The 22,869-nt window shown below is 48.9% G+C and carries 40 protein-coding genes; 23 read left to right on the top strand and 17 right to left on the bottom strand.

What is annotated here, in order from left to right; translation table 11 throughout:
• Positions 1-15: 15 nt before the first annotated feature.
• The 9 genes from CLV58_RS12360 to CLV58_RS12400 form a co-directional block, all read right to left on the bottom strand.
• The gene (locus CLV58_RS12360) at positions 16-258 is read right to left on the bottom strand and encodes a hypothetical protein (RefSeq protein ID WP_106138127.1); all 243 of its coding nucleotides are present in this window, start codon (positions 256-258) and stop codon (positions 16-18) included.
• 83 nt (positions 259-341) lie between these two features.
• Complete coding sequence (locus CLV58_RS12365; RefSeq protein WP_106138128.1) at positions 342-830, bottom strand: hypothetical protein; 489 nt, start codon at positions 828-830, stop codon at positions 342-344.
• 335 nt (positions 831-1,165) lie between these two features.
• A complete protein-coding gene (locus CLV58_RS12370) occupies positions 1,166-1,402 on the bottom strand; it encodes a hypothetical protein (protein ID WP_106138129.1) in 237 nt (78 codons plus the stop codon).
• Positions 1,403-1,580: 178 nt separating this feature from the next.
• Positions 1,581-1,931, bottom strand: coding sequence for a hypothetical protein (locus CLV58_RS12375; RefSeq protein WP_106138130.1), 351 nt, complete (start codon positions 1,929-1,931; stop codon positions 1,581-1,583).
• Between the two features lie 11 nt (positions 1,932-1,942).
• Complete coding sequence (locus CLV58_RS12380; protein ID WP_106138131.1) at positions 1,943-2,266, bottom strand: hypothetical protein; 324 nt, start codon at positions 2,264-2,266, stop codon at positions 1,943-1,945.
• 12 nt (positions 2,267-2,278) lie between these two features.
• On the bottom strand, positions 2,279-2,830 hold the full coding sequence (locus CLV58_RS12385) for a hypothetical protein (protein WP_106138132.1): 552 nt from the start codon (positions 2,828-2,830) through the stop codon (positions 2,279-2,281).
• A gap of 25 nt (positions 2,831-2,855) precedes the next feature.
• On the bottom strand, positions 2,856-3,083 hold the full coding sequence (locus CLV58_RS12390; RefSeq protein ID WP_106138133.1) for a hypothetical protein: 228 nt from the start codon (positions 3,081-3,083) through the stop codon (positions 2,856-2,858).
• Between the two features lie 39 nt (positions 3,084-3,122).
• Complete coding sequence (locus CLV58_RS12395; protein ID WP_106138134.1) at positions 3,123-3,530, bottom strand: hypothetical protein; 408 nt, start codon at positions 3,528-3,530, stop codon at positions 3,123-3,125.
• Positions 3,531-3,540: 10 nt separating this feature from the next.
• On the bottom strand, positions 3,541-4,389 hold the full coding sequence (locus CLV58_RS12400; RefSeq protein ID WP_106138135.1) for a GIY-YIG nuclease family protein: 849 nt from the start codon (positions 4,387-4,389) through the stop codon (positions 3,541-3,543).
• Between the two features lie 128 nt (positions 4,390-4,517).
• Here CLV58_RS12400 and CLV58_RS12405 point away from each other — a divergent pair, with 128 nt between their 5' ends.
• Positions 4,518-5,108, top strand: coding sequence for a hypothetical protein (locus tag CLV58_RS12405; protein WP_146141422.1), 591 nt, complete (start codon positions 4,518-4,520; stop codon positions 5,106-5,108).
• 540 nt (positions 5,109-5,648) lie between these two features.
• Here the strand turns inward: CLV58_RS12405 and CLV58_RS12410 are convergent.
• From CLV58_RS12410 to CLV58_RS12445, 8 genes are all read right to left on the bottom strand, one after another.
• The gene (locus CLV58_RS12410) at positions 5,649-5,939 is read right to left on the bottom strand and encodes a hypothetical protein (RefSeq protein WP_106138137.1); all 291 of its coding nucleotides are present in this window, start codon (positions 5,937-5,939) and stop codon (positions 5,649-5,651) included.
• Between the two features lie 49 nt (positions 5,940-5,988).
• A complete protein-coding gene (locus tag CLV58_RS12415; RefSeq protein WP_106138138.1) occupies positions 5,989-6,183 on the bottom strand; it encodes a hypothetical protein in 195 nt (64 codons plus the stop codon).
• Positions 6,180-6,446, bottom strand: coding sequence for a hypothetical protein (locus CLV58_RS12420; RefSeq protein WP_106138139.1), 267 nt, complete (start codon positions 6,444-6,446; stop codon positions 6,180-6,182). The genes CLV58_RS12415 and CLV58_RS12420 overlap by 4 nt, the downstream gene beginning before the upstream one ends.
• 12 nt (positions 6,447-6,458) lie before the next feature.
• Positions 6,459-6,851 carry a hypothetical protein gene (locus tag CLV58_RS12425; protein ID WP_106138140.1) on the bottom strand — a complete coding sequence of 131 codons (393 nt, stop codon included), beginning with the start codon at positions 6,849-6,851 and terminating at the stop codon, positions 6,459-6,461.
• A 14-nt stretch (positions 6,852-6,865) separates the two neighbouring features.
• Entirely contained in the window at positions 6,866-7,087 is a 222-nt protein-coding gene (locus tag CLV58_RS12430; RefSeq protein WP_106138141.1) for a hypothetical protein, read from the bottom strand.
• 105 nt (positions 7,088-7,192) lie between these two features.
• Positions 7,193-7,381: a hypothetical protein gene (locus CLV58_RS12435; protein WP_106138142.1), complete on the bottom strand. Its 189-nt coding sequence runs from the start codon at positions 7,379-7,381 to the stop codon at positions 7,193-7,195.
• Positions 7,382-7,390: 9 nt separating this feature from the next.
• Positions 7,391-7,591 (bottom strand): hypothetical protein, encoded by a 201-nt coding sequence (locus CLV58_RS12440; RefSeq protein ID WP_106138143.1) that lies wholly within the window; start codon positions 7,589-7,591, stop codon positions 7,391-7,393.
• 109 nt (positions 7,592-7,700) lie between these two features.
• The gene (locus CLV58_RS12445) at positions 7,701-8,390 is read right to left on the bottom strand and encodes a hypothetical protein (RefSeq protein ID WP_106138144.1); all 690 of its coding nucleotides are present in this window, start codon (positions 8,388-8,390) and stop codon (positions 7,701-7,703) included.
• 638 nt (positions 8,391-9,028) lie between these two features.
• Here CLV58_RS12445 and CLV58_RS12450 point away from each other — a divergent pair.
• The 22 genes from CLV58_RS12450 to CLV58_RS12545 all read left to right on the top strand — a co-directional run bounded on the left by CLV58_RS12450 (position 9,029) and on the right by CLV58_RS12545 (position 22,822).
• Positions 9,029-9,955 (top strand): hypothetical protein, encoded by a 927-nt coding sequence (locus CLV58_RS12450; protein ID WP_106138145.1) that lies wholly within the window; start codon positions 9,029-9,031, stop codon positions 9,953-9,955.
• Complete coding sequence (locus CLV58_RS12455; protein ID WP_106138146.1) at positions 9,952-10,386, top strand: hypothetical protein; 435 nt, start codon at positions 9,952-9,954, stop codon at positions 10,384-10,386. Before CLV58_RS12450 ends, CLV58_RS12455 begins: the two co-directional genes overlap by 4 nt.
• Positions 10,307-10,723, top strand: a complete 417-nt coding sequence (locus tag CLV58_RS12460) for a hypothetical protein (protein WP_106138147.1) — start codon at positions 10,307-10,309, stop codon at positions 10,721-10,723. Before CLV58_RS12455 ends, CLV58_RS12460 begins: the two co-directional genes overlap by 80 nt.
• Positions 10,701-11,120, top strand: coding sequence for an endonuclease VII domain-containing protein (locus CLV58_RS29145; protein WP_106138148.1), 420 nt, complete (start codon positions 10,701-10,703; stop codon positions 11,118-11,120). The genes CLV58_RS12460 and CLV58_RS29145 overlap by 23 nt, the downstream gene beginning before the upstream one ends.
• Positions 11,120-11,410, top strand: a complete 291-nt coding sequence (locus tag CLV58_RS12470; RefSeq protein WP_106138149.1) for a Thoeris anti-defense Tad2 family protein — start codon at positions 11,120-11,122, stop codon at positions 11,408-11,410. The genes CLV58_RS29145 and CLV58_RS12470 overlap by 1 nt, the downstream gene beginning before the upstream one ends.
• Complete coding sequence (locus tag CLV58_RS12475; RefSeq protein WP_106138150.1) at positions 11,407-11,790, top strand: hypothetical protein; 384 nt, start codon at positions 11,407-11,409, stop codon at positions 11,788-11,790. Before CLV58_RS12470 ends, CLV58_RS12475 begins: the two co-directional genes overlap by 4 nt.
• 40 nt (positions 11,791-11,830) lie before the next feature.
• Complete coding sequence (locus CLV58_RS12480; RefSeq protein WP_106138151.1) at positions 11,831-12,130, top strand: hypothetical protein; 300 nt, start codon at positions 11,831-11,833, stop codon at positions 12,128-12,130.
• Entirely contained in the window at positions 12,127-12,435 is a 309-nt protein-coding gene (locus CLV58_RS12485; protein WP_106138152.1) for a hypothetical protein, read from the top strand. The genes CLV58_RS12480 and CLV58_RS12485 overlap by 4 nt, the downstream gene beginning before the upstream one ends.
• Before the next feature lie 10 nt (positions 12,436-12,445).
• Entirely contained in the window at positions 12,446-12,649 is a 204-nt protein-coding gene (locus CLV58_RS12490) for a hypothetical protein (protein ID WP_106138153.1), read from the top strand.
• Positions 12,636-13,046 carry a hypothetical protein gene (locus CLV58_RS28015; protein ID WP_146141423.1) on the top strand — a complete coding sequence of 137 codons (411 nt, stop codon included), beginning with the start codon at positions 12,636-12,638 and terminating at the stop codon, positions 13,044-13,046. Before CLV58_RS12490 ends, CLV58_RS28015 begins: the two co-directional genes overlap by 14 nt.
• Positions 13,039-13,611 (top strand): hypothetical protein, encoded by a 573-nt coding sequence (locus CLV58_RS12495; protein WP_106138154.1) that lies wholly within the window; start codon positions 13,039-13,041, stop codon positions 13,609-13,611. The genes CLV58_RS28015 and CLV58_RS12495 overlap by 8 nt, the downstream gene beginning before the upstream one ends.
• A gap of 1,384 nt (positions 13,612-14,995) precedes the next feature.
• The gene (locus CLV58_RS28020; protein WP_146141424.1) at positions 14,996-16,717 is read left to right on the top strand and encodes a hypothetical protein; all 1,722 of its coding nucleotides are present in this window, start codon (positions 14,996-14,998) and stop codon (positions 16,715-16,717) included.
• Positions 16,714-17,202 carry a hypothetical protein gene (locus CLV58_RS12505; RefSeq protein WP_106138156.1) on the top strand — a complete coding sequence of 163 codons (489 nt, stop codon included), beginning with the start codon at positions 16,714-16,716 and terminating at the stop codon, positions 17,200-17,202. The genes CLV58_RS28020 and CLV58_RS12505 overlap by 4 nt, the downstream gene beginning before the upstream one ends.
• Positions 17,199-17,726 (top strand): hypothetical protein, encoded by a 528-nt coding sequence (locus CLV58_RS12510; RefSeq protein ID WP_106138157.1) that lies wholly within the window; start codon positions 17,199-17,201, stop codon positions 17,724-17,726. Before CLV58_RS12505 ends, CLV58_RS12510 begins: the two co-directional genes overlap by 4 nt.
• Complete coding sequence (locus tag CLV58_RS28355; protein WP_170108695.1) at positions 17,726-17,875, top strand: hypothetical protein; 150 nt, start codon at positions 17,726-17,728, stop codon at positions 17,873-17,875. The genes CLV58_RS12510 and CLV58_RS28355 overlap by 1 nt, the downstream gene beginning before the upstream one ends.
• Entirely contained in the window at positions 17,872-18,120 is a 249-nt protein-coding gene (locus tag CLV58_RS12515; RefSeq protein ID WP_106138158.1) for an Acb2/Tad1 domain-containing protein, read from the top strand. Before CLV58_RS28355 ends, CLV58_RS12515 begins: the two co-directional genes overlap by 4 nt.
• A complete protein-coding gene (locus CLV58_RS12520) occupies positions 18,117-18,491 on the top strand; it encodes a hypothetical protein (protein WP_106138159.1) in 375 nt (124 codons plus the stop codon). The genes CLV58_RS12515 and CLV58_RS12520 overlap by 4 nt, the downstream gene beginning before the upstream one ends.
• Positions 18,491-18,694 carry a hypothetical protein gene (locus CLV58_RS12525; RefSeq protein WP_106138160.1) on the top strand — a complete coding sequence of 68 codons (204 nt, stop codon included), beginning with the start codon at positions 18,491-18,493 and terminating at the stop codon, positions 18,692-18,694. The genes CLV58_RS12520 and CLV58_RS12525 overlap by 1 nt, the downstream gene beginning before the upstream one ends.
• A 207-nt stretch (positions 18,695-18,901) precedes the next feature.
• Positions 18,902-19,180, top strand: a complete 279-nt coding sequence (locus tag CLV58_RS12530; protein WP_106138161.1) for a hypothetical protein — start codon at positions 18,902-18,904, stop codon at positions 19,178-19,180.
• 122 nt (positions 19,181-19,302) lie between these two features.
• Complete coding sequence (locus CLV58_RS12535; protein WP_106138162.1) at positions 19,303-19,542, top strand: hypothetical protein; 240 nt, start codon at positions 19,303-19,305, stop codon at positions 19,540-19,542.
• Positions 19,543-19,553: 11 nt separating this feature from the next.
• Positions 19,554-19,733, top strand: coding sequence for a hypothetical protein (locus tag CLV58_RS12540; RefSeq protein WP_106138163.1), 180 nt, complete (start codon positions 19,554-19,556; stop codon positions 19,731-19,733).
• A 326-nt stretch (positions 19,734-20,059) separates the two neighbouring features.
• Complete coding sequence (locus CLV58_RS12545; RefSeq protein WP_106138164.1) at positions 20,060-22,822, top strand: hypothetical protein; 2,763 nt, start codon at positions 20,060-20,062, stop codon at positions 22,820-22,822.
• Positions 22,823-22,869: the final 47 nt, after the last annotated feature.

Here is a 22,869-nt window from a genome sequence, read left to right on the forward strand (position 1 = left end):
TTTCTTCGTCTACCATTAATGGCTATTTGCTTTTTTAAGAGCCTGTTTTTTGTTCCGAGCCATAATCGTTTTACCCCGGATAACAAATGGGTGAAGCTGGTTCGAATTATCATTTTTGTACATATCCGATTGATCCGGAGTCATCGGTGGCGGGCTATACGGATTACCATTTGATCCAGTATAGGTTCCGTGGGTTACTGAACTCATAGCGGCCATAGCTCCCATCATAGCCATCATTCCTTTTAAACGGGAAGTCATAAATCAATTAGGTTTGGTTTAAACGTAAAACGAGCCGGTCAGCATAACCAACCGGCCCGAAAGTCAGATAAAGCAAATCGGTATTAAGCCGCCAGCAGCATAGGTTCCAGACCCAGACTAACCAGGTCAACTTCGGTTACCTTGTCCAGTGAATCCGTCCAGTAACCACTGTCGATGAGTCCCTGGGCCAGTTCCCGGTTCAGGTTTTGGGAAAAGCCCGGATTGGCAATCAGGTAGATCGTTTTCATCGGAGCCAGATCCTCGGATTTCTGGGTAAGCTGATCCCGCAGCAGTTTCAGAGCGATAGCCTTGTTGCGGGCATTCTGGGTCCGCTCTTCCATATCAGTTACTTTCTTCAGCTGCTCATCCAGTAGCTCCTGAACAACACTGGCATTATCCAGACAACTCTCGAAGGTCTGGGTAGTCAGATCGATTTCCATTCGAACGGTTTTACCCTTGAGTTGATCCGGCAACAGATCCAGGGCTTCCCGGCGGGCAAATAAACTACGGTTGAACTCCAGAACGGTTACGGCTTCATTCTGTTTTACGCTGATATACTGGTCAGAATTCATTGGTTAGGTAGAATTTGGTTGATTGGGAATAAAAACTGAGCGAATGGTCTACAAAGAAAATCGGGTTCGATGAAACTACCAACTGGTACAGTTACATCGATTAACAAATAGTTTACATTGTTAGTAAACGGTTTTTGATACCCCATTTAATCCCCTGACCGATCCGACTTTTAATCCGTACTTCCCCCTACCCCAGGGGTACCCCGGCCGGTTGTAAACCAGCGGTTCGTTTACCGTTACTTCGGCAGACTATTCTGAAAACACATCGCCTGCTGGTAGTCCTCGAAGGTATACGGGATACCATCAACAAGAATCTGGTACATAGCTAGCTGGTTTTAGTTGAGTTGATAGGTTTTGACTTTTCGGATGGACAGCCACTCGGCTTCTTTCTGGGTAAGTTCCCGTTGCCGGTCCCGGTAGTATAGGTTTACCTGGGACATGGCCAGCAGGGTCAGGATGATACTGGTTACTCCGCCACAGGCCAAAAGCGATCCGTCGAGCCGGGTATAGCCAATGAGAGCCGATTCACCCATAAGTAAAGCCACAAAGAAAATAAGCCAGGAAGTTGCCATTGGATAAACAGTTGATGGGGTTACCGAGTTGATTACGTAGCTTTACACTGTGATGCTGCCGGAAGAGCCGGTCAGGAATACCCCGTGGGTTATCCTGGTCTATCACGAGACTAAAAAGCCGGATCTGTTGTCCTTTAAGGATCAGATCCGGCTTCACTGTTTAAAAGGTATTTAGGGACTACAGGTCGATGTACTCAATGACTGAACCCGTTGATTCCGGAGTTTTGGTATCAAAGAGACGAATCAATTCAGCCTTTCCATACCTGATGGCTTCTTCGGCGGACTTAAACCAGGTATCCGAATCCTGGTATCGGTAGTTTGCCGGACCATTTACATACCCCCAGTCACTGGTCAGGGTTTCTTCCAGTAGGTATTGATCTTTTTTAACGAATCGATCGTCTATAAGGCTACCTGATTTTATCGGCAGATAGATCCGACACTGGTAATTCAGTTCCGGTAATTTAGCTGTATCCAGCAGCGCATGAACAAACGGCTTCAATCCAGTAAATTGATTGTCAACAGGTGGCATAACGGGTTGGTTTACAGGTCTACGTATTCGATTACCGATGATTGCTGGGCTGGCTGGGGTGTACCGAAGATGGTCAGGAGTTGTTGTTTACCGTACTCGATGGCTTCCTGGGGTGTGTCGAAGAGTTGATTAACATCAACACGGTTTCTATACTCTTTATTAGTGAAAGTCCCCCAGACATTATACAAGCTTTCTCCCAGTAGTTTAGTGTTGGGTTTCTGAAATCTCTCCTCTATCTGACTAATTGAATTTACGGGTAAACCGATTACAGGTATATACTTAATTTCGGGAAGTATTTCCCGGCTGATTTGATAGGTAACAAATGGCTTTTTCATAACTATCCCGGATTACAAGTTGACAAATTCGATGACGTTGGTGGATTCAGGCTCCGGTTTACCGAACACTCGTTGTAGCTCGGCTTTTCCGTAGGCCTTGGCTTCTTCGGGGGTATCAAAGATTGCTCTGCTCATTTTGTACCGGTAGGTATCTTTCTGATTCCTTCCACCCCAACGACTACCCAATCCTTCACTCAATAACGTTTCAACTGAACGGTATTGCTGGACAATCATATTACCGCCGGGTTCAGCTGGAATAAAAATACCAGCCTTGTACTTGACGGCTTCTGGGAGCTGATCATCATCGATTAAAGCCGAAACAAAGGGTTTGTTCATGGGTTTAACGAGTTTGAAACGGGTGTAACGGAAATTCCAGGTATTTATGTCTGTATCACCAATGAGCGTGATGAAATCATTGGCTTTGTTGGAATAGCCATTGTTAGTAATTTGGTCTACCTGATACTCTTTTCCTTCGACCAACTTAGTTAACGGCTCGGAACAATTGGATGGAGATTTAGCATCAATACAGATGACCTTGTCACCCGGTTTGAACGGATTAGCCATGGTGTAACGGGGATTTAGTTGTGGATTACTGTTTAGCTGGGAAGAAGCCGCTACGTCCGTACCGGTTCTTGAGTACTCGTTCACCCTCAACTGTTCGGTAGTAGATTTTCAGAGCCCGGTATTTCAGGTTATTACCCAGAACAAAGTCAGAGAAGGTTAAGCTGGCAGCCGGCTTATCAAGTGAGGTATTCAGTAGATCAGTGGTTTCCAGCTCCAGATTGAAGTTTAACTCATTGATTGGGTGTTGAATCATACGGATTGTTTGGTGGATTGAATAATGGATCAAACAGGCTTATTCATCGGTTACAGCCAGTCCTTTTGGAATCAGGTTACCGACGTCGTAGTACAACGACTGAAGCCAGAGTACGGCTTCGGTAGAGTCACTCAGGTACTCAATTCGTCCAGGGTCCTGATTAAAGTAGTCAATGATGAAATCGTCCGTATGAGCTGATTCTGGATGAGTCAACCGGAACAGCTCGATAACGTGGCTGATTCGGATCTGGGAGAGTGGTCGAAGAACCGGCTTGACAAAGTTGGGATGTACCGTAGTGGTATAATCCGTTTTGCCTGGTTCAGTCACCCGGTACGTAATGTGATGACGGGTTAACTCGGTGATAGTGGATCGTTCATTAGTCACGCCCATCCCGTTGATCTCGATGGGTTGACCGATGTGGTAATAGGTAATGGGCAGGTAATCCATGGGTTACGGATTAGTTGTGGTACCCTCTTGAAGGCATATTCACTCGTATCGTTTCGTCTTTGATAATGGGTTTCTTCCCATTTTTCCGGTAATAATCAGTTTTACTCATGAACGTTGAAAAATCAAGGTTTTCCAATGCCCATTCGACATAGTTTGGATCAATCTTTTTTATTTCAGCTAAGCTTTTCATCCGATGTTTACCAAATGGAATAACTACACTATCCTTTACGGTTAAAAGATTGATTCTGTGTAAGTTATCGGGTTGATCTGGTTTACAGAATGTAGCTTCTTTTCGGTTATACGTTTTTAATCGAAGCCTACCAATCTGATATTGTTGCCCCCATTCCCCATGTATGAATTCACTCTTCATCGTATCTAGTTTGTACTGAAGCCAAGTGTATAATTTTGAGTAATCTCTGGTTACAATGTCAAACGTATTTGTTGAAGGATCATAGTGGGTGTAACTCAATGGAGACTTGTTTACACCGTTTAACAGGTAGCTTCCTTTATCTTCAATATGGATATAGTCTCCAATTATCTGATACAAGTCTCCACCACGAGGTTTGTACTGAATGTTCAGAATGGGTTTGAAATATTCGATTCGTTTTCGTTCGACAGCCGTCAAGTCTGATAAAAACACTTCTTCATACCGGTACCGGGTAAAGTGTTTATTGGTCGAATGAGCCCCTATCCTTCCCTGTAGATTGGTTGTCTGTCCAATGTAGATCAGAATATTATCGTGATACAGATAATAGATGTATCCAATTTCCTTGTGGTTTCTCTGAGGAGCATTGTACCAGTCTGAATAGACAATAAACGGAGCTTCCGGAGTAGTTTCCGGGGTTTGATCAGCCGTCATGAAGGTTGGTGTATTCGGTACGAGTGAGGAAGGAGTCCCGTAGTATCAGGAGTCCTATTAATACACCAAAGATACACTATTACTGATTAACTGTAGTATTAAAATGGGGATTGTCGTATCTTTAATCTATGGATACTTTACCGGATCAATTAATGAATCAAACCAAGAATCAATCTTTTCTCCCTGACCAGAACAAGACCTCAATCAAGGAACACGGGGCTTACTTCAAAAACCCGTTCGATCTCTTTGGTATCAATCTGAAAGTTGTTCATGAACCAGCCGAAACCTTCGACGGAGTCAATGCGGATACTGGAGAAGTCATCAAAGGCAGCATTTATGGGAAAACCAAAACGATAGCTCACGACTCAACTCCGTACATCAAGCTATTCCAACCGGAAATGATGAAGTTTGGTGATTTGGGTGTACCCGGTCTTAAACTGTTATGCTATATCATGTACCGGCTGAAACCACGGCAGGATTTTATTCAGATGGATATCGAAGACTTTCTCCGGACTGCCGGATACTCCACGATTCCCAATAAACGAGGGCAGGTAAACCGGATTCCGTATTACACAGCCGTAGTTGAATTACTAAACAAAAACTACATTGCCAAGAAGACTGGTGGTGATACCCATTTCTTTATCAATGGCAACCGATTCTTTAACGGAGACCGCAGAACTCACTGGAAACCAGTACTGAGTAGTATCGAAGTAGTGTAGTAAGTAGTATCATCTGGTGATAGTACTTGGTATTAGTAATCAGTGAGTTACGTCTCGTTCCTTTTTGAATATATTCAACCCGTATTCCAACGGATTCATCCCGGGTTTTCAACGGGTTCAGACGGGTAAAAATTGGCTCAATCGGGATCCCGGTATTCAGTCCGTAGGACATTCATGGCTTCTTCCCGGGTATATACGGTAGTCCAGCGGCCCAGAACCATCTGATGATCACAAACAGGACAGGTGGTTGCGATGATAACCCAGGGTTTCCCGTCTTTTTCACCAGGATGGAAATCAACGGATTCAACGGGAATACTGGAAAAGCAACGTGGACAAGGGATGGAAGACATGAGTCAAACAGGTTTATACGGCTATAACTCAGGAATCAACGGGTTTTTGAGGGTTTGGAATGAAGGGCGAAAGGGTGGTTATTCCTTGACTATCAAGCAGTTACGTCCTCAGTCCCGTTAATCCCGTCCGTATTCCACCGCTTCCCAGGTATTGTGTTATTCCGGGAATTCATCTGGAATATGTGCGGGTTTATTCCGATAAACACTGGATTATTCCGGGATATTCAACGGATTCAAATCTTCGTCTGTAATCCGTTTCAACCGCAGCGGCGGACCGTCCATCTCCACCCAGTACTCCCTGCAGGCCTTCGATACTGGCATTCAGGGAAGCCAGGTCAGCCTGTAATACCGGAAGAGATTCACTGGATACCTGGTCATGTTTACCGGTTAATTCGGAGATCATGGTGGTTAATTCATCCCGTTGTTCCAGGTATTGGTTCAACTGGTTGACAAGGGCAGGACGGTCGTCTGGTGTTTCCATGAGTGATTCGATTGGTTTACCGGTGTAACCGGGTATTGGTTGTCTGGATTCATACCTGGTTTGGTTTAGGGATTCGACGGAGTTGCTGGAGTACCCACTGTAGTTCCTGATTCCGGCTGCCTAGGTTGACGACCTCTTCGTAGCGGCTCTGTTGAACGGCGGACTCAGCCTGCACCAGGTTATCAGCCATCCGTCCCTGGATCAGATCGACCAGTTGTTTCCGTAGTCTATTACCTGGGTTCATTGGTCTAGTTCAGGGTTAAACAGGAAGGCCAGGTGTGGGAAATCGATTCGCATCCGTTCCAGGTAGTAATCCATGTACCGGTTGTTCCAGTCATTGACGTCCTCTCCTGGCTGTTGATCGAGCTCGGCCGGTACATCCCGTTTGTGGTTTTTGTGTGGATATCCGTTCAGTTCCGGATACCTGTCGAAATCAAAGCAGTCCTGGCCCAGCAGTCCGGCTCTCCGTTTAAATCGTTCTTCCGGTGCTTCAGTAGTCTGGTTCATGGTTGGTAGAGCTTACAGTAACAGTTGTTCAAGGGTGTTGATCGATTCCTGGAGCTGATAGATAACTCCGACTCGAAACAGGTACCGTTCGATATTCCCCGATTCTTCCAATTGATCTCGTTTCAACCGTTCTTCATCCAGTTCGGTCTTCCAGTTAGCCAGTACGGCTTCTTCAGACCAGTTATCAGGTGAATCTCCGTAGTGAGCTGTGTCGAATCCGATAACCCATCCCTTTCCTTCCTCGAAGTTAGCATAGGTCAGACCTCCGTGAATATCCACTGGTATATGCTCGTAATGAACGTTGAACCACGGATGTCCTTCCGGTAATTCAACGTAGCCGTTTCCCCAGCCTGTTCCAAATTGTTTGCCCAGGTGTGACTCCATCAGGTGATAGTTCAGTTCCATAATAGGTCTCGTAGTTAGTAATGAGTTTGTATCAGATCATAAAGCTCCGGTTGGTCTTTGTAGTCTTCCAGAGCCTCTCCGTCCACATCGATTCGGTGTTGTATCTGGGGTGTGTATAGGTAAAACCCACAGCTCTCGGCTACCCGGAAGACATCGTGGTCAGCCGTTCCCAGATCCTTCCAGGATTCAGATTCATCGACGGGGAAGTTTGGGTTCTTGTCCAGCAGGCAATCCATTCGGGTGGATTCTACGGTCCAGTTAGAATACCCTTCGTCGAAAAGAGCACAGTGGACACAGGTGTAACAGCGTTTGTCGGAGCTCACAAGGAATCAGTAGTTAGTTCACTTGACATAGTTGATTGACAGAAGTACGTGATCGGCTTCAGGTTGGTCCTCGAAGAACGGAGAACTGTACAGGGTCAGCCCACACTCGATGATCTCGGTAGCCGGATTCTCCTGAATAAACTGGATCAACCGGTTAGCGGCTTTCGTAAAGTCTGCTGCTTTGTAGATAAGCATGGGATCCGTCATAGCCTGTAGTTAGTTATGTGAACTGATGGCCTGATTCAATACCTCTTCAGGATACATACCACCTAGTACCAGGATCACCGTCTGGGTTCTCGACGGAGCCCGGTGATAACTGATTGATTCCCGGTTCAGGTAATCCAGCATGTTCATCAGATCACTGGCTGAATTGAACCGCAGGTAGGTTTGACGAGCACTTATACCTTGGTAGATCATTGGTCAGTAGTTAGTTGTGGAATCAGGTGAGCAAAGAAACAACGATTCCACCGGATCACCAAGCCCCATCAAGGCCTGGATCACCGGTGGAATCAATTGTCGAATCAGACTAGGCTGCTACGGCCAGCTCTGGAGCCACCGGAATGGTTACACCCGGCTCGTTCCGCTCATTGTACTGCTGGTTGAGCCAGGCCTGATACTCCGGAGTCTTGTGCTTCTTGCCATCGGCTCCCTCAACCTTGGTTTCCCCCTCGAAGGGTTCCAGCTTGTACTCGTCGTAAGTCGGCTTGGTCTCCGAAGCTGGCAGGTCTTCCAGCTTACCGAAGCAAAGCTCCGTGTTACGGAACACCAGCTGGTCCTCCACCAGCATGATTTCACCCGTTTTTGGATTGCTCATCGGATCGATGGTCACGTTTTTGTCTCCGTCCAGACCTGGCCGGCACATGATCGAGACCCCGTTCACCGTGTAAGCCTGCTTGTTGTCCAGCTTAGCCCGGTACGTCTCCCGGATCGAATAGACGCCACCGTGACCCAGACTGTTGATGTCAACCCCGATGGAAAACCCACCTTCATCGACGGCCTGCTGGGTCATGTTCACGTAGAACACCAGCTTCTTGGGACCACCACTGACAGATTCATCCCCCTTTCGACGGAAAGCCAGACTCATCAGGCTGTTGGTGGTGCTGTCCTCGATGATCTGACGAAGACCCACCGATACGTTCTGGACCCCGTTCTTCTCACTGGTTGGACGGATGTCGAATACTTCTACTACTGGCTTGGCAATGGCTACTGTGTTCATGGCTTTTGTTTGGTTTGTTTGTTTGGAAATGATTGGTACTACTGGGCAAAGACTATCTGTTCAAGATGGTCACTGCTCACTTCTTGTCGTAATCCCGGGCATCAGCGGGAGATACAACGACTCCGTTAATCAGAACGTAAGACATGGCTCTACGAAGATTAGCAGGTGATACCCATCCGTTACCGGTCGATGAGTTTTACCCGACTCCAGCCCGTTTGAAAAACCCTCGGAAACAGACCGGGGGTAGGGGGAAGCCGGTGGGGAGCTGGGCGGGGTTCATAATCCACGTTCTCACTCCCCTCTATATCAACTACTTATCTCCTATGAGTTTCTCCCCGCTACCCATTCCAGATACTTTACCCCCGGGGGTACTTCTCACCAGCCGGATCAACCGGGGGATATATACCGGGAATCCCTACCGGATACACACCCGTATTAAAATTTAGTATTCCTGAACTTTTTTGGTAAAAAGTTGCCTACTCGTATAGCGGTATATCCGAAGTTCTGTTATCTTTGATACGGTTACTACACGTAACCCTTCCCGGGAACCTCTCCAGTTCCTTCTTCCGAATCCCGTTTCGGACCTACTACCGGATCGACGGTAGATTTCTTCTCCCCTCTCTTCTTCTGCTATCCCAGTGATCGACTACGTCTCGTTCCGGGAATCCGATCACTCCTACACCTCCCGATCGGGTCATTCCTACATCTCGGTAACCAGTTTACTGTCTGTTTTTAAGCAACCCTTCGACGGAGCTTACTGGAGTCTATACAAGGCCATCGAGCAGTATCTCACTGATAACGTCTCAGAAGTCTTCTGGCTGACGTTCAAACGACAGGTGATACAATCACTACCCAAGCGGGAAGATCGTTTAACCTGGGCCATTTCTGAGCATCTGAAAGAGCATGAGCTCTACATCCAGGCAGTCCGCCGGTTGATCCTGGCTCAGTGGGAAGAAAAAAAGGACAAGGCCTGTGAGAAAGGAACGGCTTACCACCTCAAACGAGAACACCAGGCTTATCAGAACGGCTTCGAGCTACACCCGTCTTTACCTACTGAAAAAGTTATTTCTACTACCCAGTCAGTATACAGCTTTGATCTGACAGAATTACCTGACGGTTATTATGCCGAACTACTGGTCTACAATCATAACAACTATCTGGCCGGGCAGATTGATAAAGTCTGGATTACTACTGATCGAACTACGGGAATCCGGTACGTAGACATCGATGACTATAAGTCCAATGAGCAGATCAAGACCAGTAATAAGTACCAGAAAATGCAGTACCCGCTGCAGATGCTGGATGACTGTTCTCTGAATCACTACCGGATGCAGATCTCGACCTACGGCTGGATGCTGGAGCAGTTCGGTTATAAGGTCCGCTCTACCCGGTTTACCCACATCAAGGATGAGCTGGACTTTCTGGGTGAGCCGGTCCAGACCGAGATTCCCTACGAGTTCGACTACAAAGCCTACAAGCCCCTGGTCGAAGCCATGCTCAGTCACTACCAGGCTACCCGGCAAACAGCTTCTTCCCCTCCTACCGCTATAGTTTCCCCCCTGTGAGCATCCTTCATTCTACCGTTACCCGTCGTCAGCAGCTGGGAGCCGCCAAAAAGCTGATCGAAGTTTACCTGGTCTGCAACGACATCGGCTACCACGACTCGGATCTGAACCTGCTGGCTTACTACTGCCTGTTCGGGCCGACCAAAACCACCAACCTGCGGATTCAGCAGGAGTACTATCCCCGGCTGGAAAAAAAGAATGCCTGCTATTCGATCTGGAAAACGAGGAGTAAGCTGAAAAAACTGGGCCTGCTGATTCAGAACGTCTACACCCTGGAGCTGTCGGTGAAGCCCGAGCTGCTGGCGGCCTTCGAAGAAAAAACCAAACTGGGCTATTTAATCAACTTCCGTTATGAAGAGCTGGAAACAGATTCAGGCCCAGCTGGCCACCGAATTCAACCTGCCCCTGAAGACGATCCAGCTAACGACTGATCCCTACTGGCAGCTCATCCGCCAGAAGCTGCGGAATCCTCAGGACTGGATCTACCGGCTGGAAGGGCTTGGTTCCTACCGAATGAACGGGAACCGGTTATTCAAACTCCTGGCCATGCTGCTGATCCGGCTTCGGCAAAACCGCGCAGGTCTGTTCCCGCTGGCTCCCCGGGATATCGAGGAACACCACCAGCAGATCCGGATGCTCTGGAGACTGAAACAGGCCCTGAGTTGGCGGCTGCTCAAACGAACCGACGGACTGAACCGTCCCGCTCCCAAAGCCCAGGTCGAAGCCCTTATCCAACAGAAAGCCAATGTGTCAGACAAAGACGTGTAGAGACTGTAAAGAGACTAAACCAGTCACGGAGTTCTATAAATCAGGTACAGGTAATCGTCTTCAGTCGTACTGTAAACTGTGTAATAGTAAACGGGCTTCAGCTAGTTACAAACGGATTTATCAGAAAAATCCGGATTTAAAAAAGTCCAGAAATTTACGTAACCGGTATGGTATAACGCTGGATCAGTACAACCAGCTTTTACACCGGCAGAACCGATGCTGCCGAATTTGTGGTACTCACGAAGATCTGGAGGGAAAGTCTCTGGCCGTCGATCACTGCCACAGCTCCGGTAAAATCCGGGGGCTACTCTGCTCCAACTGCAACACGGCCCTGGGCAAAGTCCGGGACAACGTCGTCATTCTCCATTCCATGATTCACTACCTCCAGGCTGCATAATGAACTTTTCTGAAGCCCTACAAAAGCTGGTAACAGGGCATAAAATGAGACGGTATTACTGGAAGCCTTCCGATTATATCTATTTCTGTCCGGGAGTATTTCTTGATCCATACCGGGACGATGATGAACCGATTGCGGGAGTTCCTGTAAAATACTTCGAAGTTGGGTTCATTGGCCGTACATCGTTAGAGCCTCAGTTTTTTAATCAGGACAATCAACTTGTCAAACTGTCAGCCGCTTCGGTATTGGCTGAGGACTGGTATGAATTCACTCAAACACCTGTAGAATGAACTACTTCTCTGAACGAGCCCGGTTGCTGATTGCCGGCATCAAACACATCGACGGGGTTCTGGAATCCCGCTACAACCAGGTCAAACGGGCTACCGTCGGTCTGTCTCCCGAGATTGAAGCCGAAGCTGATCGTAGGCTAGAGATCTGTCTGGACTGTCCGTTCAACTCGGTCAATGCCCGAACTTCTCCCGAATACAAGGCCCTCACGGGGCAATCCTATAGCACTACCCGGGATGAATTGCATTGTTCCCTCTGCTCCTGTCCGATTCATTACAAGGTCCTCTCGATGGGAACGGCCTGCGGAGCCAACGAGTGGAACAATGCGAATCCGGGTAAGTACGTCCAGCCGAAGTGGTTCACTTACCCACCGACTACCTGACGTATACAGTTAACCGTTAGTAATAGAATAAACAGATACCATGAAACAAACAGAGTTTACCAAACAGCAGCGGGCCCAGCTGTCAACGGGTCGAATACTGAATTACCTGGCCCTATTGGACCGCCGGGCTGCGGGAACCCCCGATAAACAGCTCCAAAGAGATTACCGGGTAACCAAAAGCCGGATTGAGTTCCTGCTACAGGACTGGGTCCGGCCGGCCCTGGAAGAGCTGCTCTGGCAGCGGCCCCTAAACGAGACAGGATTGATCCGAAGTACCGATGAACCACCAACAATTACCACGATACTGACTGATTCCAACTTAGACCGTTATTTCCAATGACACTGACTACCGAACTACTCCAGGCCCTGGGTTTCCAGGAAGGTGAAGCCACCTGGACTGATGAATACGGAGTAACCCTATACAAGACGGCTATGCCCGACGATCTGTTCACCCTCAAACGGGTACTGACAGGTACAGCTTACAACAAGGGTAAAAAAGCCATGCAGTACCTGGCTACCACCAAACCCTGTCCGGTAAACCCCTGTCCTACGGAAACGAAGCTGATGACCACGGTACTACCGGTTGACACAACCGATCAGAGCTATAGTATTCCGCAGTGGGGAGCCCGTTTCCTGGAATCATAACCGTATTCATATGATTTCCGAAAAATTGAAACAGGCCCTGAGCCATGTCGAACAATCCGATGAAGAGCGTCTGAAACACAGAGAAGCCCTTCTTGAACACTACAACGGCTTACTAGAAACACTCGAATCAGGTTCTTCCACTGCTGAAGGAGTTCGACAGATTATCAAATTGATAACCACCCAGGTAACCGAATTAAAAAATGAACAGAGCTGATTTCATAAAATCACTTCTGGCTGTTCCAGCCCTATTAAGTTTATCATCTAAAGCTAAAGGTGATTCAGCTTTTAAAGATGGTGTTGATCGGAGTAGTTGGACAAAGCCGTACATACCGGTAGATGCTGTTATAGATTCTACTAAGTTGTATGTTGCAGATGGAGAATCATTTGTACTTCCTCTAACAAATGGCTATTTCTCAAAAAACGATTTGATCTGCCCGGACAATGATAAATCGTACTACTTATTTGTTAGTAACAGCCACGAAACAATGCCAGGTGTTTATCTGCACACGGTACAGGTAGTAGGAAATTGGGGAGATAAAAAGACCATAACTCTGGTACCAGGTACTTCTTACTCCAGAGTATGTTCAGCCAAAATGGAGTACAATGGCTAAAAAGAAAAACATTTACACTCGGATCGGTTATGACCAGGTTCGGGCTGAGCTCGACTCCACAGCCGACTGGTTAAGTCTTCAGGTAATCGAGGATCTGTTCGATGACATTGAGTACAAGGTTACCCAGACCGGAGGCATAGCCCCGCTAATTTCAGACCGAATAGAAGACAAGCTGAAGGGCATTGTTAATGTCATCCATATCCAGATTGGAATGTTGACAGCTATTCTGGAGAAGGATGGATTGACCAGTTATGTCGAGGAAAAAACGGAGATCTTCCGGAATACCCTCGAACAGATTCAGCAGTACTACCAGAAGCGGCCGGTATCCAGCATTGAAAGCCGGAAGATTACGAAAGTGTCCGGTAAAACCAAGACCGGAGCTTCCCGGGAAATTACCTTTGTTGTGGCTACCAAGTACCAGCAGATAGCCAACCGGAACATCATTAACGACAAGGTACTCAAGACCTTACCCTTGCTGGAAAAACTCGAAGAAGCGACTGAAGCCCTTGACGTCAAGGGTGATTACGAAGTACCCATTTCCCTTCAAATTCGTGGACTTGCCTAATTCCGCTTCACAGGCTCCCCGGGATTTTTTCAATGTTGATTCACCTGAGATGTTTATCAACATGGACCCGGCCAAACTTCCCCCCAAGAATCACCCGGAGTTTTTACAGCTGGCGGCCCACGAACGGGACAAGTGTAAAAACGGGGTAAACATCAACGGACAATACGTCGTTCCCAGTCTGTACTATGATCTGAACTTTCACACCATCCTTTATGATGCCCTGGATGAACAGGGTAATGAAATCCGAGTAAAGGGTCGTCCCCAACTCCGGGATAACGGCTGGATTCTTCATAACGATTACTACCAGGCTAAGAAAGAAAAGAAAGGCTATGTGGTGGGGGGTGCCCGCCAGATTGGCAAGGACCTGCTAAATACATCCCTGTTGTACACCCCGACGGGTGAAATCCAGATCGGAGATGCCCAGGTAGGTCAACAGATCTATGGAGCTGATGGTAAACTAACCACGATCACCGGGGTATATCCCCAAGGGGTTCAACCTGTTTACCAGATGACCTTACGGGATGGTCGAAAACTATATTGTGGTTTGAATCACAACTGGTATGTCTGGAATAATCGAAAATTCAGTGGACGGGGGGTTTATGAAGTCAAAACTACCCGGGAATTGTTGGTCGATTATAAAAAAGAAATTGATCAACGACCAAATCGGTACGAAACTCAGCATAGTAAATATGCTATTCCAACGGCTAAACCCGTCGAGTATAGTGAAAAAAACCTGCCAGTTGATCCGTACATTCTAGGTATCTGGCTAAGCTGTGGAGATGACCGTCATACAGCTCTGATAACGTCAGATCGACAATTGGAAAAGGTATGGTGTGATTTTGCCAAGCAATCAGGTTTAACTTGTAATCGCTGGAAAAAGAAGTGGGTTGGGCATCCTGAAGAAGTAATTATCAAAGGACCAAAGAATTGCCTTCACTGTAACCCACTTCGAAAACAGCTGACAGAACTTGGTCTACTTTGTAATAAGCATATCCCGGAACTCTACAAGAAAGCGTCTGTTTCACAACGACTAGCTTTAGTCCAGGGAATACTGGATGGGAAAGGCTCGTTCAATGCTTCTAACAATGTTGAGTTTTCAACGGATATAACTCAGTTGATGGCTGATATGGAATGGGTTTGTCGAAGCCTGGGAATGAGCGTTAAACAGCGGTCTAATTTTGCAGAACTAAAAAACTCAACCAGTACACCAACGGTTATTACCATTCATTCCATATTCCCTCTTTTTCGACTTGATTATAAACTAAGTGAGTTAGCTGATAAATCTGAGCAGCTAAATCCGTACAAATCCAGTATCGTTGATATCCAGTACGTCTACAATGCTCTGACTACCTGTATTACGGTTGACAATCAAGACCACCTGTTTTTGACCGATGGGTTTACGGTTACCCACAACTCGGACTTTATCGTCTCGCTTACCTGCCGGGAGTTGTTCTGTTTTGATAACGCCGAGGTTCTTGGTTTGTTCTCAATTTCCCAGGACAAGGATACCTTCAACAAAAAGTTTGGGGTAGCTATTTCGGATAAGGATAACTTTCTGATTGTTCCCAGTATCGACAAGGACTTATCCCAGACCTTGATTCGGTTCGGAGTAACCCGGAAAAATAACGAGCCGATCATTCTTTCCCAGCTGTTTACTTACCTAACCAAGGCGGGTAAAGCCACCGAAGTGGGGGCTGGTAAATCGACCACATTCTTTTTCTTCGACGAGATTGCCAAGGAAGAAATGCAGGGAGCCTGGGATGCGGTTAAACCAGCCCTCCGTTCTTCATTTGGTGGTTACCGAAACCCACCCCTATTTGCATTCACAGGTGGAAACGTAGAAAAATCCAAAGATGCCATTGATTTGTTCATGAATCCTGACGTAAACGAGCTTCTCAGCTTTGATACGGAAGGAAAACAAACGGGCAAGTTTATGGGGGGGTGGTACCGGGCAGATTTCAAAAACACGATTCCACTGGCTCAGTACCTAAATAAACCCGTCACGGGAGAACTAGCCAAGCTCCAGATTCAGGTGACTGATTTTGAACGAGCTAATACAATCCTGGATCAGGAACAGACGGTAGCCAAGGAAAGTAAAAAGCCGGGGACGTTGGCCAAACATAAAATGTACAATCCCCGTACATTGGACGAAATGTCCCTTTCCGTTACGGAATCCCCGTTCCAACGCTACCGGGAAGGACTCAAACGTCACCAGGACTGGCTGTACGAAACAAAGCCCGGAAAAGCTGTTGAGCTATATACATTACCCGGCGGAGAAGTCAAATACACCCTCTCGGAGAAACTACCCATTGCCAATTTTCCCCACAAGGATACCGATCTGATTGAGGATGCCCCGATCATGCTTTATGATGAACCGGTCCACAAAGGCAGTTATAAGCTTCACGTGGGTGGGCTTGACCCCTATAACATTGGGCAAACGGGTACATCATCCTCCCTGGGGGCCCTCTACCTGATGCGCCGGCATTACGGAGGACTCGACGATGCCTTTCAGGATACGATGGTGGCCAGCTACGTAGCCCGGCCCGAACGGATTCCGATGTTTCTGAAAAAGATCAAGGAACTTCTGGATTACTTCGAAGCCAGTATGCTCCACGAGTCCAGTACCGATGCCGTCCTGGATTACTTCGACAAGGATTACGGAGCGGAAACCTACCTGGCCAAGACCTGGAATCTGAAGCAGGAAATCCAGCCCAACACCAGCTACAAGGGAACCTACGGAGTACCCCCCACCCCGGCCTTCCAGAAAGCCTGGATGAACAAAATCATCGATTATATCTCCGAAGTCATCGGGGAAACCGATACGGGAAAACCGATTCTGGGCTACACCCGGATTCTGGATCCACTGCTGATCGAGGAAATGCTCCAGTGGAAAGAAGACCTCAATGTTGATAGAGTGGTCTCATTCGGACATATGCTACTTTACCGGGACAGTCTGGAGAAAAATGACAAACCCGTCGTCATCAACCGGACCGAATCGGATCAACCGGCTCAACCAAAAACCCGGTCTGTCTGGGGGATCAGTCAGAAAACCAGCAGACGGACTACTTCCGTAAAACAAACCCGTAAACCCTTTGGGATTAAATGACGAAAACGGTTATATTTGAAGACGAGATTACGGTCGCAACCGTCCGTGGGTTAATCGATCAGATTCAACCTGATCTGCTGGCGGGTGATCTGATCAAGCTCTTCTTTTCTTCCCACGGTGGTGATTGTTACGCCGAGGAAATCCTCTCCGAATTTCTGGCCGACTGGGCCGACAGCATTATCCTGATCGGAGCTTATAAGTTGTTTTCCAACGGGTTTGTCGTTTTCCTGAATTTTCCGGGTGAAAAGCGGCTGCTTCGGGACTGTATGGGAATGATTCATGAATCTACCCTGATCATCGCGCTCCGGGAAATCAAAAAGCCCAATACCTACGCGAATCTGGATAACGAACTCCTCAAGATTATTCTCCGGGAAGACTTCCAGAAACTCCAGCCCCTGCTGACCCCTGACGAACAGAAACGGTATTTGGCCGGGGAAGACCTTTACTTTCATACCGACCGCCTGCGGGCCATCTTTTCCCTATGACCGATATCAAAGACTCCGAGTTCTACCAGGAGCTTACCCTGACCGATGCTGAACGGGCAGCCTTCAGTGACACCCTGGACTTTAAGCTGGAAGACATTCCTCTCTCGTTTTCGGGTCCCCAGGAGCTGAAGGCCTTTGTAAACGGGATGGTGTTTTTCACCGATAATCTCCACCCGGTGGCCTACCGAATGAATGCCCTGAACCCGATGACGACGCCGGCTCCGGTTATGCTCCGGTTCAATCAGGAACTGCTGGTGATCAACAAGCTCCTGACCATGCACCGCTATGAGCTGAATCCCGACCATACCAAAGCCTGGTACAAAGGAAAAATCACCGATCCCAATCCGACTTACCTCAATGACACCGAAGCCATTCTGGGCATCATTCCGATGGGGGTTCACTTGAGTCCGGCCGAATGGGATCTCTACAAAGGGGTATTTGATGAGCTCTTCGAGCTACACCAGGAAAAACTGGCGGCTCCCGTTCTGGGCCCCACCGAAGAGCAACTAACCAATCTGAACTGATGAGAGCCGACGACGACCGGATTCCCCTTGAGATGACGTACGAGCCCAAGCCGGTTCCTACCCGTATCCAGTACCGAAAAATGATTCCCCGCCAGTACCGGTTTTCCAATCTGGTATCCACCCTACTAACCAACAAAAAGAAACCATGACGGATCGTTTCCGACAGCAGTACACCCCGGTCACTGACCAGCAAAAGGGGTTCATGATCGAAATCAAAAAGAAAGCGACCGAACTGGAAAGCCTGCTTAGCCAGGTTCAGACCTATTCGAACCTGGAATCCAAGAGTGACAAAAGCAAAGCCGAGTACGGCCGGGCCCTCTCGATTGCCACTACCAAGCTGGAAGAATCGGTCATGTGGGCCGTTAAAGCCGCGTCAACCGATCTGAACCAATGAGCCGTTACTGCCAAAACGTCGATGCCATTCAGGCTACGACCGATAACCAGTCGGAACTGGAAAGTTTTCTGGGGGTAAACCTTCGGTTACAGGACAACTGTGAACACTGTCCCACCGAAGTGTACCGGAATTTTGTCCCCAAGTGGGTAGCCATCCCGATAAACCCACCGATCAGCTTCGTGGAAATCGGGGGCTGGATAAGCCGAAACGCATCGGGTCATTACCAGACGTATACCGCCCAGGCCTGGCAGGATGCCGGATTCTGGGTAAGCCCGGAAGAAACAGCTACTCCGACGGATAGCTCGACTCCTCCGGCAGAAGAACCATCCAGTCCGGAACCCTCCAGTCCGGCATCGTCAACCACTGACTAGTGAGAAACGTCCTGCAGCTTCATCCCAAAACTCTGGCCCGGTTGATGACCGACCAGGGACACGGTGGACTTCCGGCTTACCTGGATAGTCTCGGATTCTCCGACGTTCGGATACTGGCCAATCCCAACGTACCGGAAGACAAAATGATTGTACCCAGTGAATGGCTGGACCCTAAATCAACTGCTATCGATGACAAAGATTGAAATTACCAAGAATGGGATGCGGGAATCAATCCTGCTATCTGACAACCTGAGCTATTCAGAATACGAGGAAGCCATCAGGTATTTACAGAACATCTTGGAACCAGCTTCAACTATTAGCGACGTTGATCCAAATCAATTGATTAAGGAGCAACTAGGACCGGTCATTGAGGAATCAATCGACAAAGACCTGAAACAGGGAACAAAGTTATGTACCTGGCCACCAATCCATCCGAGACGACCGTTTCTACCTCCTTGGCCAAATCCAATTTATTTTTATTCTCAGACCAACCCATGACCGGAGCCGAAATACTAACTGCTATTGAACAGGGTCTGAAAGTCCGGCTGCCGGAATGGAAGGGCTACTGGAAAGGTGTCGAGGATACCCACGGCCGGCTGCACATTCTTGTCTTCACCCACGACGGAAAAATCCTGGATACCCCGGACAGCCATTACCTGTTTCGAGATGATTGGGAAATCTGTCCGTAACCCTACTGACAAATGGCCCTTGTAATGATCGTGCTAGGAATGCTGTTAATGTGTGCTGAAATCTGGCTCCCTCCGCTACTGGATTGGTGGATGATTCGTAATGACCGTAAACCCAATTCCAAATGAACCTGACTGTTGGTGATTTACAGGATGCCTTGTACGGCGTCGATCGGGATTTACCCGTCTACTTGGACAAAACGACCCCGGAGATTCAGGCCCGGGGACTGTTTAACCTGGCTACGGTTAAAGTAGCCGGGGTGTACGACGTACCGGGTCTGAAAGATCGGGTTTGTCTAATCTCCTTCCGGGATTTCTCGGATTTACCCGAACCTGGTGAACTACCCGATTTTCTTCAAAACTAACCAGTTAATCGATGAACGGTCTTGAACGCGAACAGACTATTCAATACATTATTGAAAATGCTGGTGGATTCGAGGGGAAAACCCCGGATGAAATCAGACAGTATTTGCTTGAAAAAGGGGACGGATTTATCCAGACCTTGGCACGAGGTTTAATACGAGACTACTACTTTGGTCCTGAATCCCGACTCTAATTTAACAACATGGTTTCTCCTCCTTTTGAACTGATTCTTTCGGTAGCTCTTATTGGGTTACTCTGGTGGTATCGGTGGGTTACCAGGAACGCACCCTAGTTACACTACCTGGAAAGACATTGCCCTGTTGGTACCAGGGACGTTACGGTGGATACCGAAACCTCGACTGGATTCCGGCCGGGGTTTTTTGTTTTTAACTAAACGTATATATCCTACCGTTAGTTAGTTTATCCGTCTGTTCAGCTTCCCTGAACGGGGTATTCAGCTTACTTGACCCACCCGTTCAGGAACCGAGAAGCCCGTAGAAATGGGTCTAGTTTCGGGCTATGTATCTGTCCCCCCACCCGTTTCTGGCCGCCCAGTCGGCCGGTGGAACCCTCCCGCCCCAGCTGCTTCCCCTCGACCAGAAAACCGAACACTGGCGAAAAGCCTGTATGGATGCCCTGGAAGGACTGGGTTTTCGGCAGTACTGGGACAACCAGAAGCTACGGGAGAATTACCGGATGGCATCGGGGGAGTTTCTGCTTTACCAGTACCAGGACGAAGAACCCAACGAGTACGCCAGTCTGATTCAGCTGGCCGCCCAGTACAGTAAGGAAGACCAGCCGATGGGCCGGATGCGGCATTTCGATTTTACCCGGCAGGTGATCAACACGCTGACGGGGGAGCTGGAATCCCACCCGGCCGAGCAGCGGGTCGTGGCCAAAGGAGACAGTATCGATTCGGCCCGGAGCCGGGAAAAAGCCCGTCTGTTGTCCGAATACGTTCACCAGCAGATCGATGCCGAGATCAACGCGGCCCTCATCGAGCAGGGCCTGGATCCCCAGAAGTCTGATTTTCAATCTCCAGAGCAGCAGCAGGCCTACAGCCAGCAGGTCGAGGAAGCCCGTAAGGCCCTGACCCCCGAAGAAATTCAGCGGTATATGTCCAGTAACTGGCAGCACGTAGCCGAGATCTGGGGAAACATTACCCTGGAAGATGCCCAGGAACGCTACCAGATGAAACCCAAAGCCAGCCTGGAGTTCGGGGACATGCTCAAGGTAGACCGGTGTTTTCGGCATTTCTACCTGACGGGTACGGGGTTTACCCAGGAAAGCTGGAATCCGCTGGAAACCTTTTTCCATACCTCTCCCGACGTTACCGACGTCGAAAAAGGAAACTACGCCGGCCGGGTAACGTTCCTCTCTCTACCCGACATCATCGACCGGTATGGTCATTTGATGGACGGCTCCGAGCTGGAGGATCTCTACGGTAAACTGGCACTCAGCGGGGGTTACCAGACGGTTAAGGACTGGTACGGTAACCCGATCGATTACCTGTCGATCGAAGGAATGCCCTACGGCGTCAAGGTTCCCACGACCAATCCGGACCTGCTCCACTACCTGCCCCAGGTATCTCAGACGGGGGGTGGTTACCCGGCCCACGAGGTGCTGTTCGGTACCGGTAACCGGTACGGGGATCAGCGGTTTTATTACGGTAATCTCTACCAGGTGACCGAAGCCTACTGGAAATCCCAGAAACGGGTGGGCCGGCTGACCTGGCTGAATCCCGAAACAGGGCAGATCGAAAAAGTCATCGTTGATGAAACGGTCGTCTTGCCCCAGGGTACCAAAGAGAAAAAGGGGAATCTGACCAGGAATGACCCGGACGAGGATTCGGTGTTCACCGGTAAGGCCTTCGAGCCGACCATCGAATGGACCTGGATCAACGAAGTCTGGGGCGGTATCAAGCTGATGCCGATGGGTTCCCAGCCGGGAGCTACTGCCAATCATAAACCCCTCTACCTGGCCGTCAAACCACTGGATTTTCAGGGTAAGCCGGATGCGTTTCTTTATGAGCCGGAACTGCCCGTAGTGGGCTCGGTCTTTACGGCCCGGAATGCCCCGTCCCAGTCGCTGGTCGATCTGATGAAACCCTATCAGATCGCCTATAACCTGTTTATGAACCAGGCTCTGACGATGGCCGAGGAAGAAATTCTGCCGTTTCTGCTGATGGATCCCAACCTGATTCCAACCATCAACGGCTGGAACGACCGGGAAAACGGGGGCTTTCTGAACTGGCTGCAGAGTATCCGGGATACCCGGCTGGGCTTGGCCGATACCCGGCCTTCGGTTACCCAGGGAGCTAACCTGGGCGGACAGCTACCCCAAGTAATCAACCTGGATGCCACGTCCCGGATGATTGCCCGGGTGAACCTGGCCATGAGCTTCAAACAGATGGCTTTGGAGCAGGTGGGTTTTTCTCCCCAGCGGCTGGGCGACGTTAAACCTACCGAAACGGCCACCGGGGTCAATACGGCAGCGGCCCGGAGTTACATCCAGACAGCCCCGCTGTTCACCCGGTTTTTCGATTACATCCGCCGGGTCAACAAAAAAACGCTGGACTTTGCCCAGTTCTGCCAGGCTACCGACCGGGATATTACCGTCAGTACGATTCATTCGGATTATTCCAACAGCTTGCTGACCCTGAACGGAACCGAGCTGCTACTGGCCCAGCTCCACGTGTACGTAACTGATGCCCAGGCCGAACGGCGGAATCTGGAAATTGCCCGTCAACTGGCCCTGGAAAACAACACCTCGACGCTGTCGGCTTCCGATCGAATCGAGATGGGTACGGGCAATTCACTGGAGAAAATCAAGCAGATCGTCAAAAACTCGGAACTGAAAAACGATCAGCTCGTCCAGCAGAGCCAGCAACTCGAACAGCAGAAACTGGCAGCCGCCCAAAAACTCCAGGACGACCGGCAAAGCTTCGAAGCCGAGCAGAACGAGCTGGACCGGGAAGCCCGCAAAGAAGAAGCTTACATCCGAACCTTTGGCGGTAAGAACAATACAACAATGGGAGATACCAATAATGATGGTACTCCGGATTCCTTACAGTTTGCCAAACTCAGCCAGGCCCAGCAGGCCCAGCTCCAGAAACAGCAGGCTGATCAGCAGAAGAATGAACTGGCCCGGACCAAGCTACTGGTCGATAATCAGCAGCACCAGGATGGACTCCGGGAAGCCCAGGCCGAGCGGGCCAGCCGGGAAAAGATTGCCCGTATGAAAATCTCCCAGGCCCAGATCCAGGGGGATAAATCCAGGTAAGGCTATAGCAGTCCCCCTTTCAGCGGCCCCCTCCGCATCAAACCCCC

This window comes from Spirosoma oryzae (assembly GCF_003002825.1).
Taxonomy (GTDB): Bacteria; Bacteroidota; Bacteroidia; order Cytophagales; family Spirosomataceae; genus Spirosoma; species Spirosoma oryzae.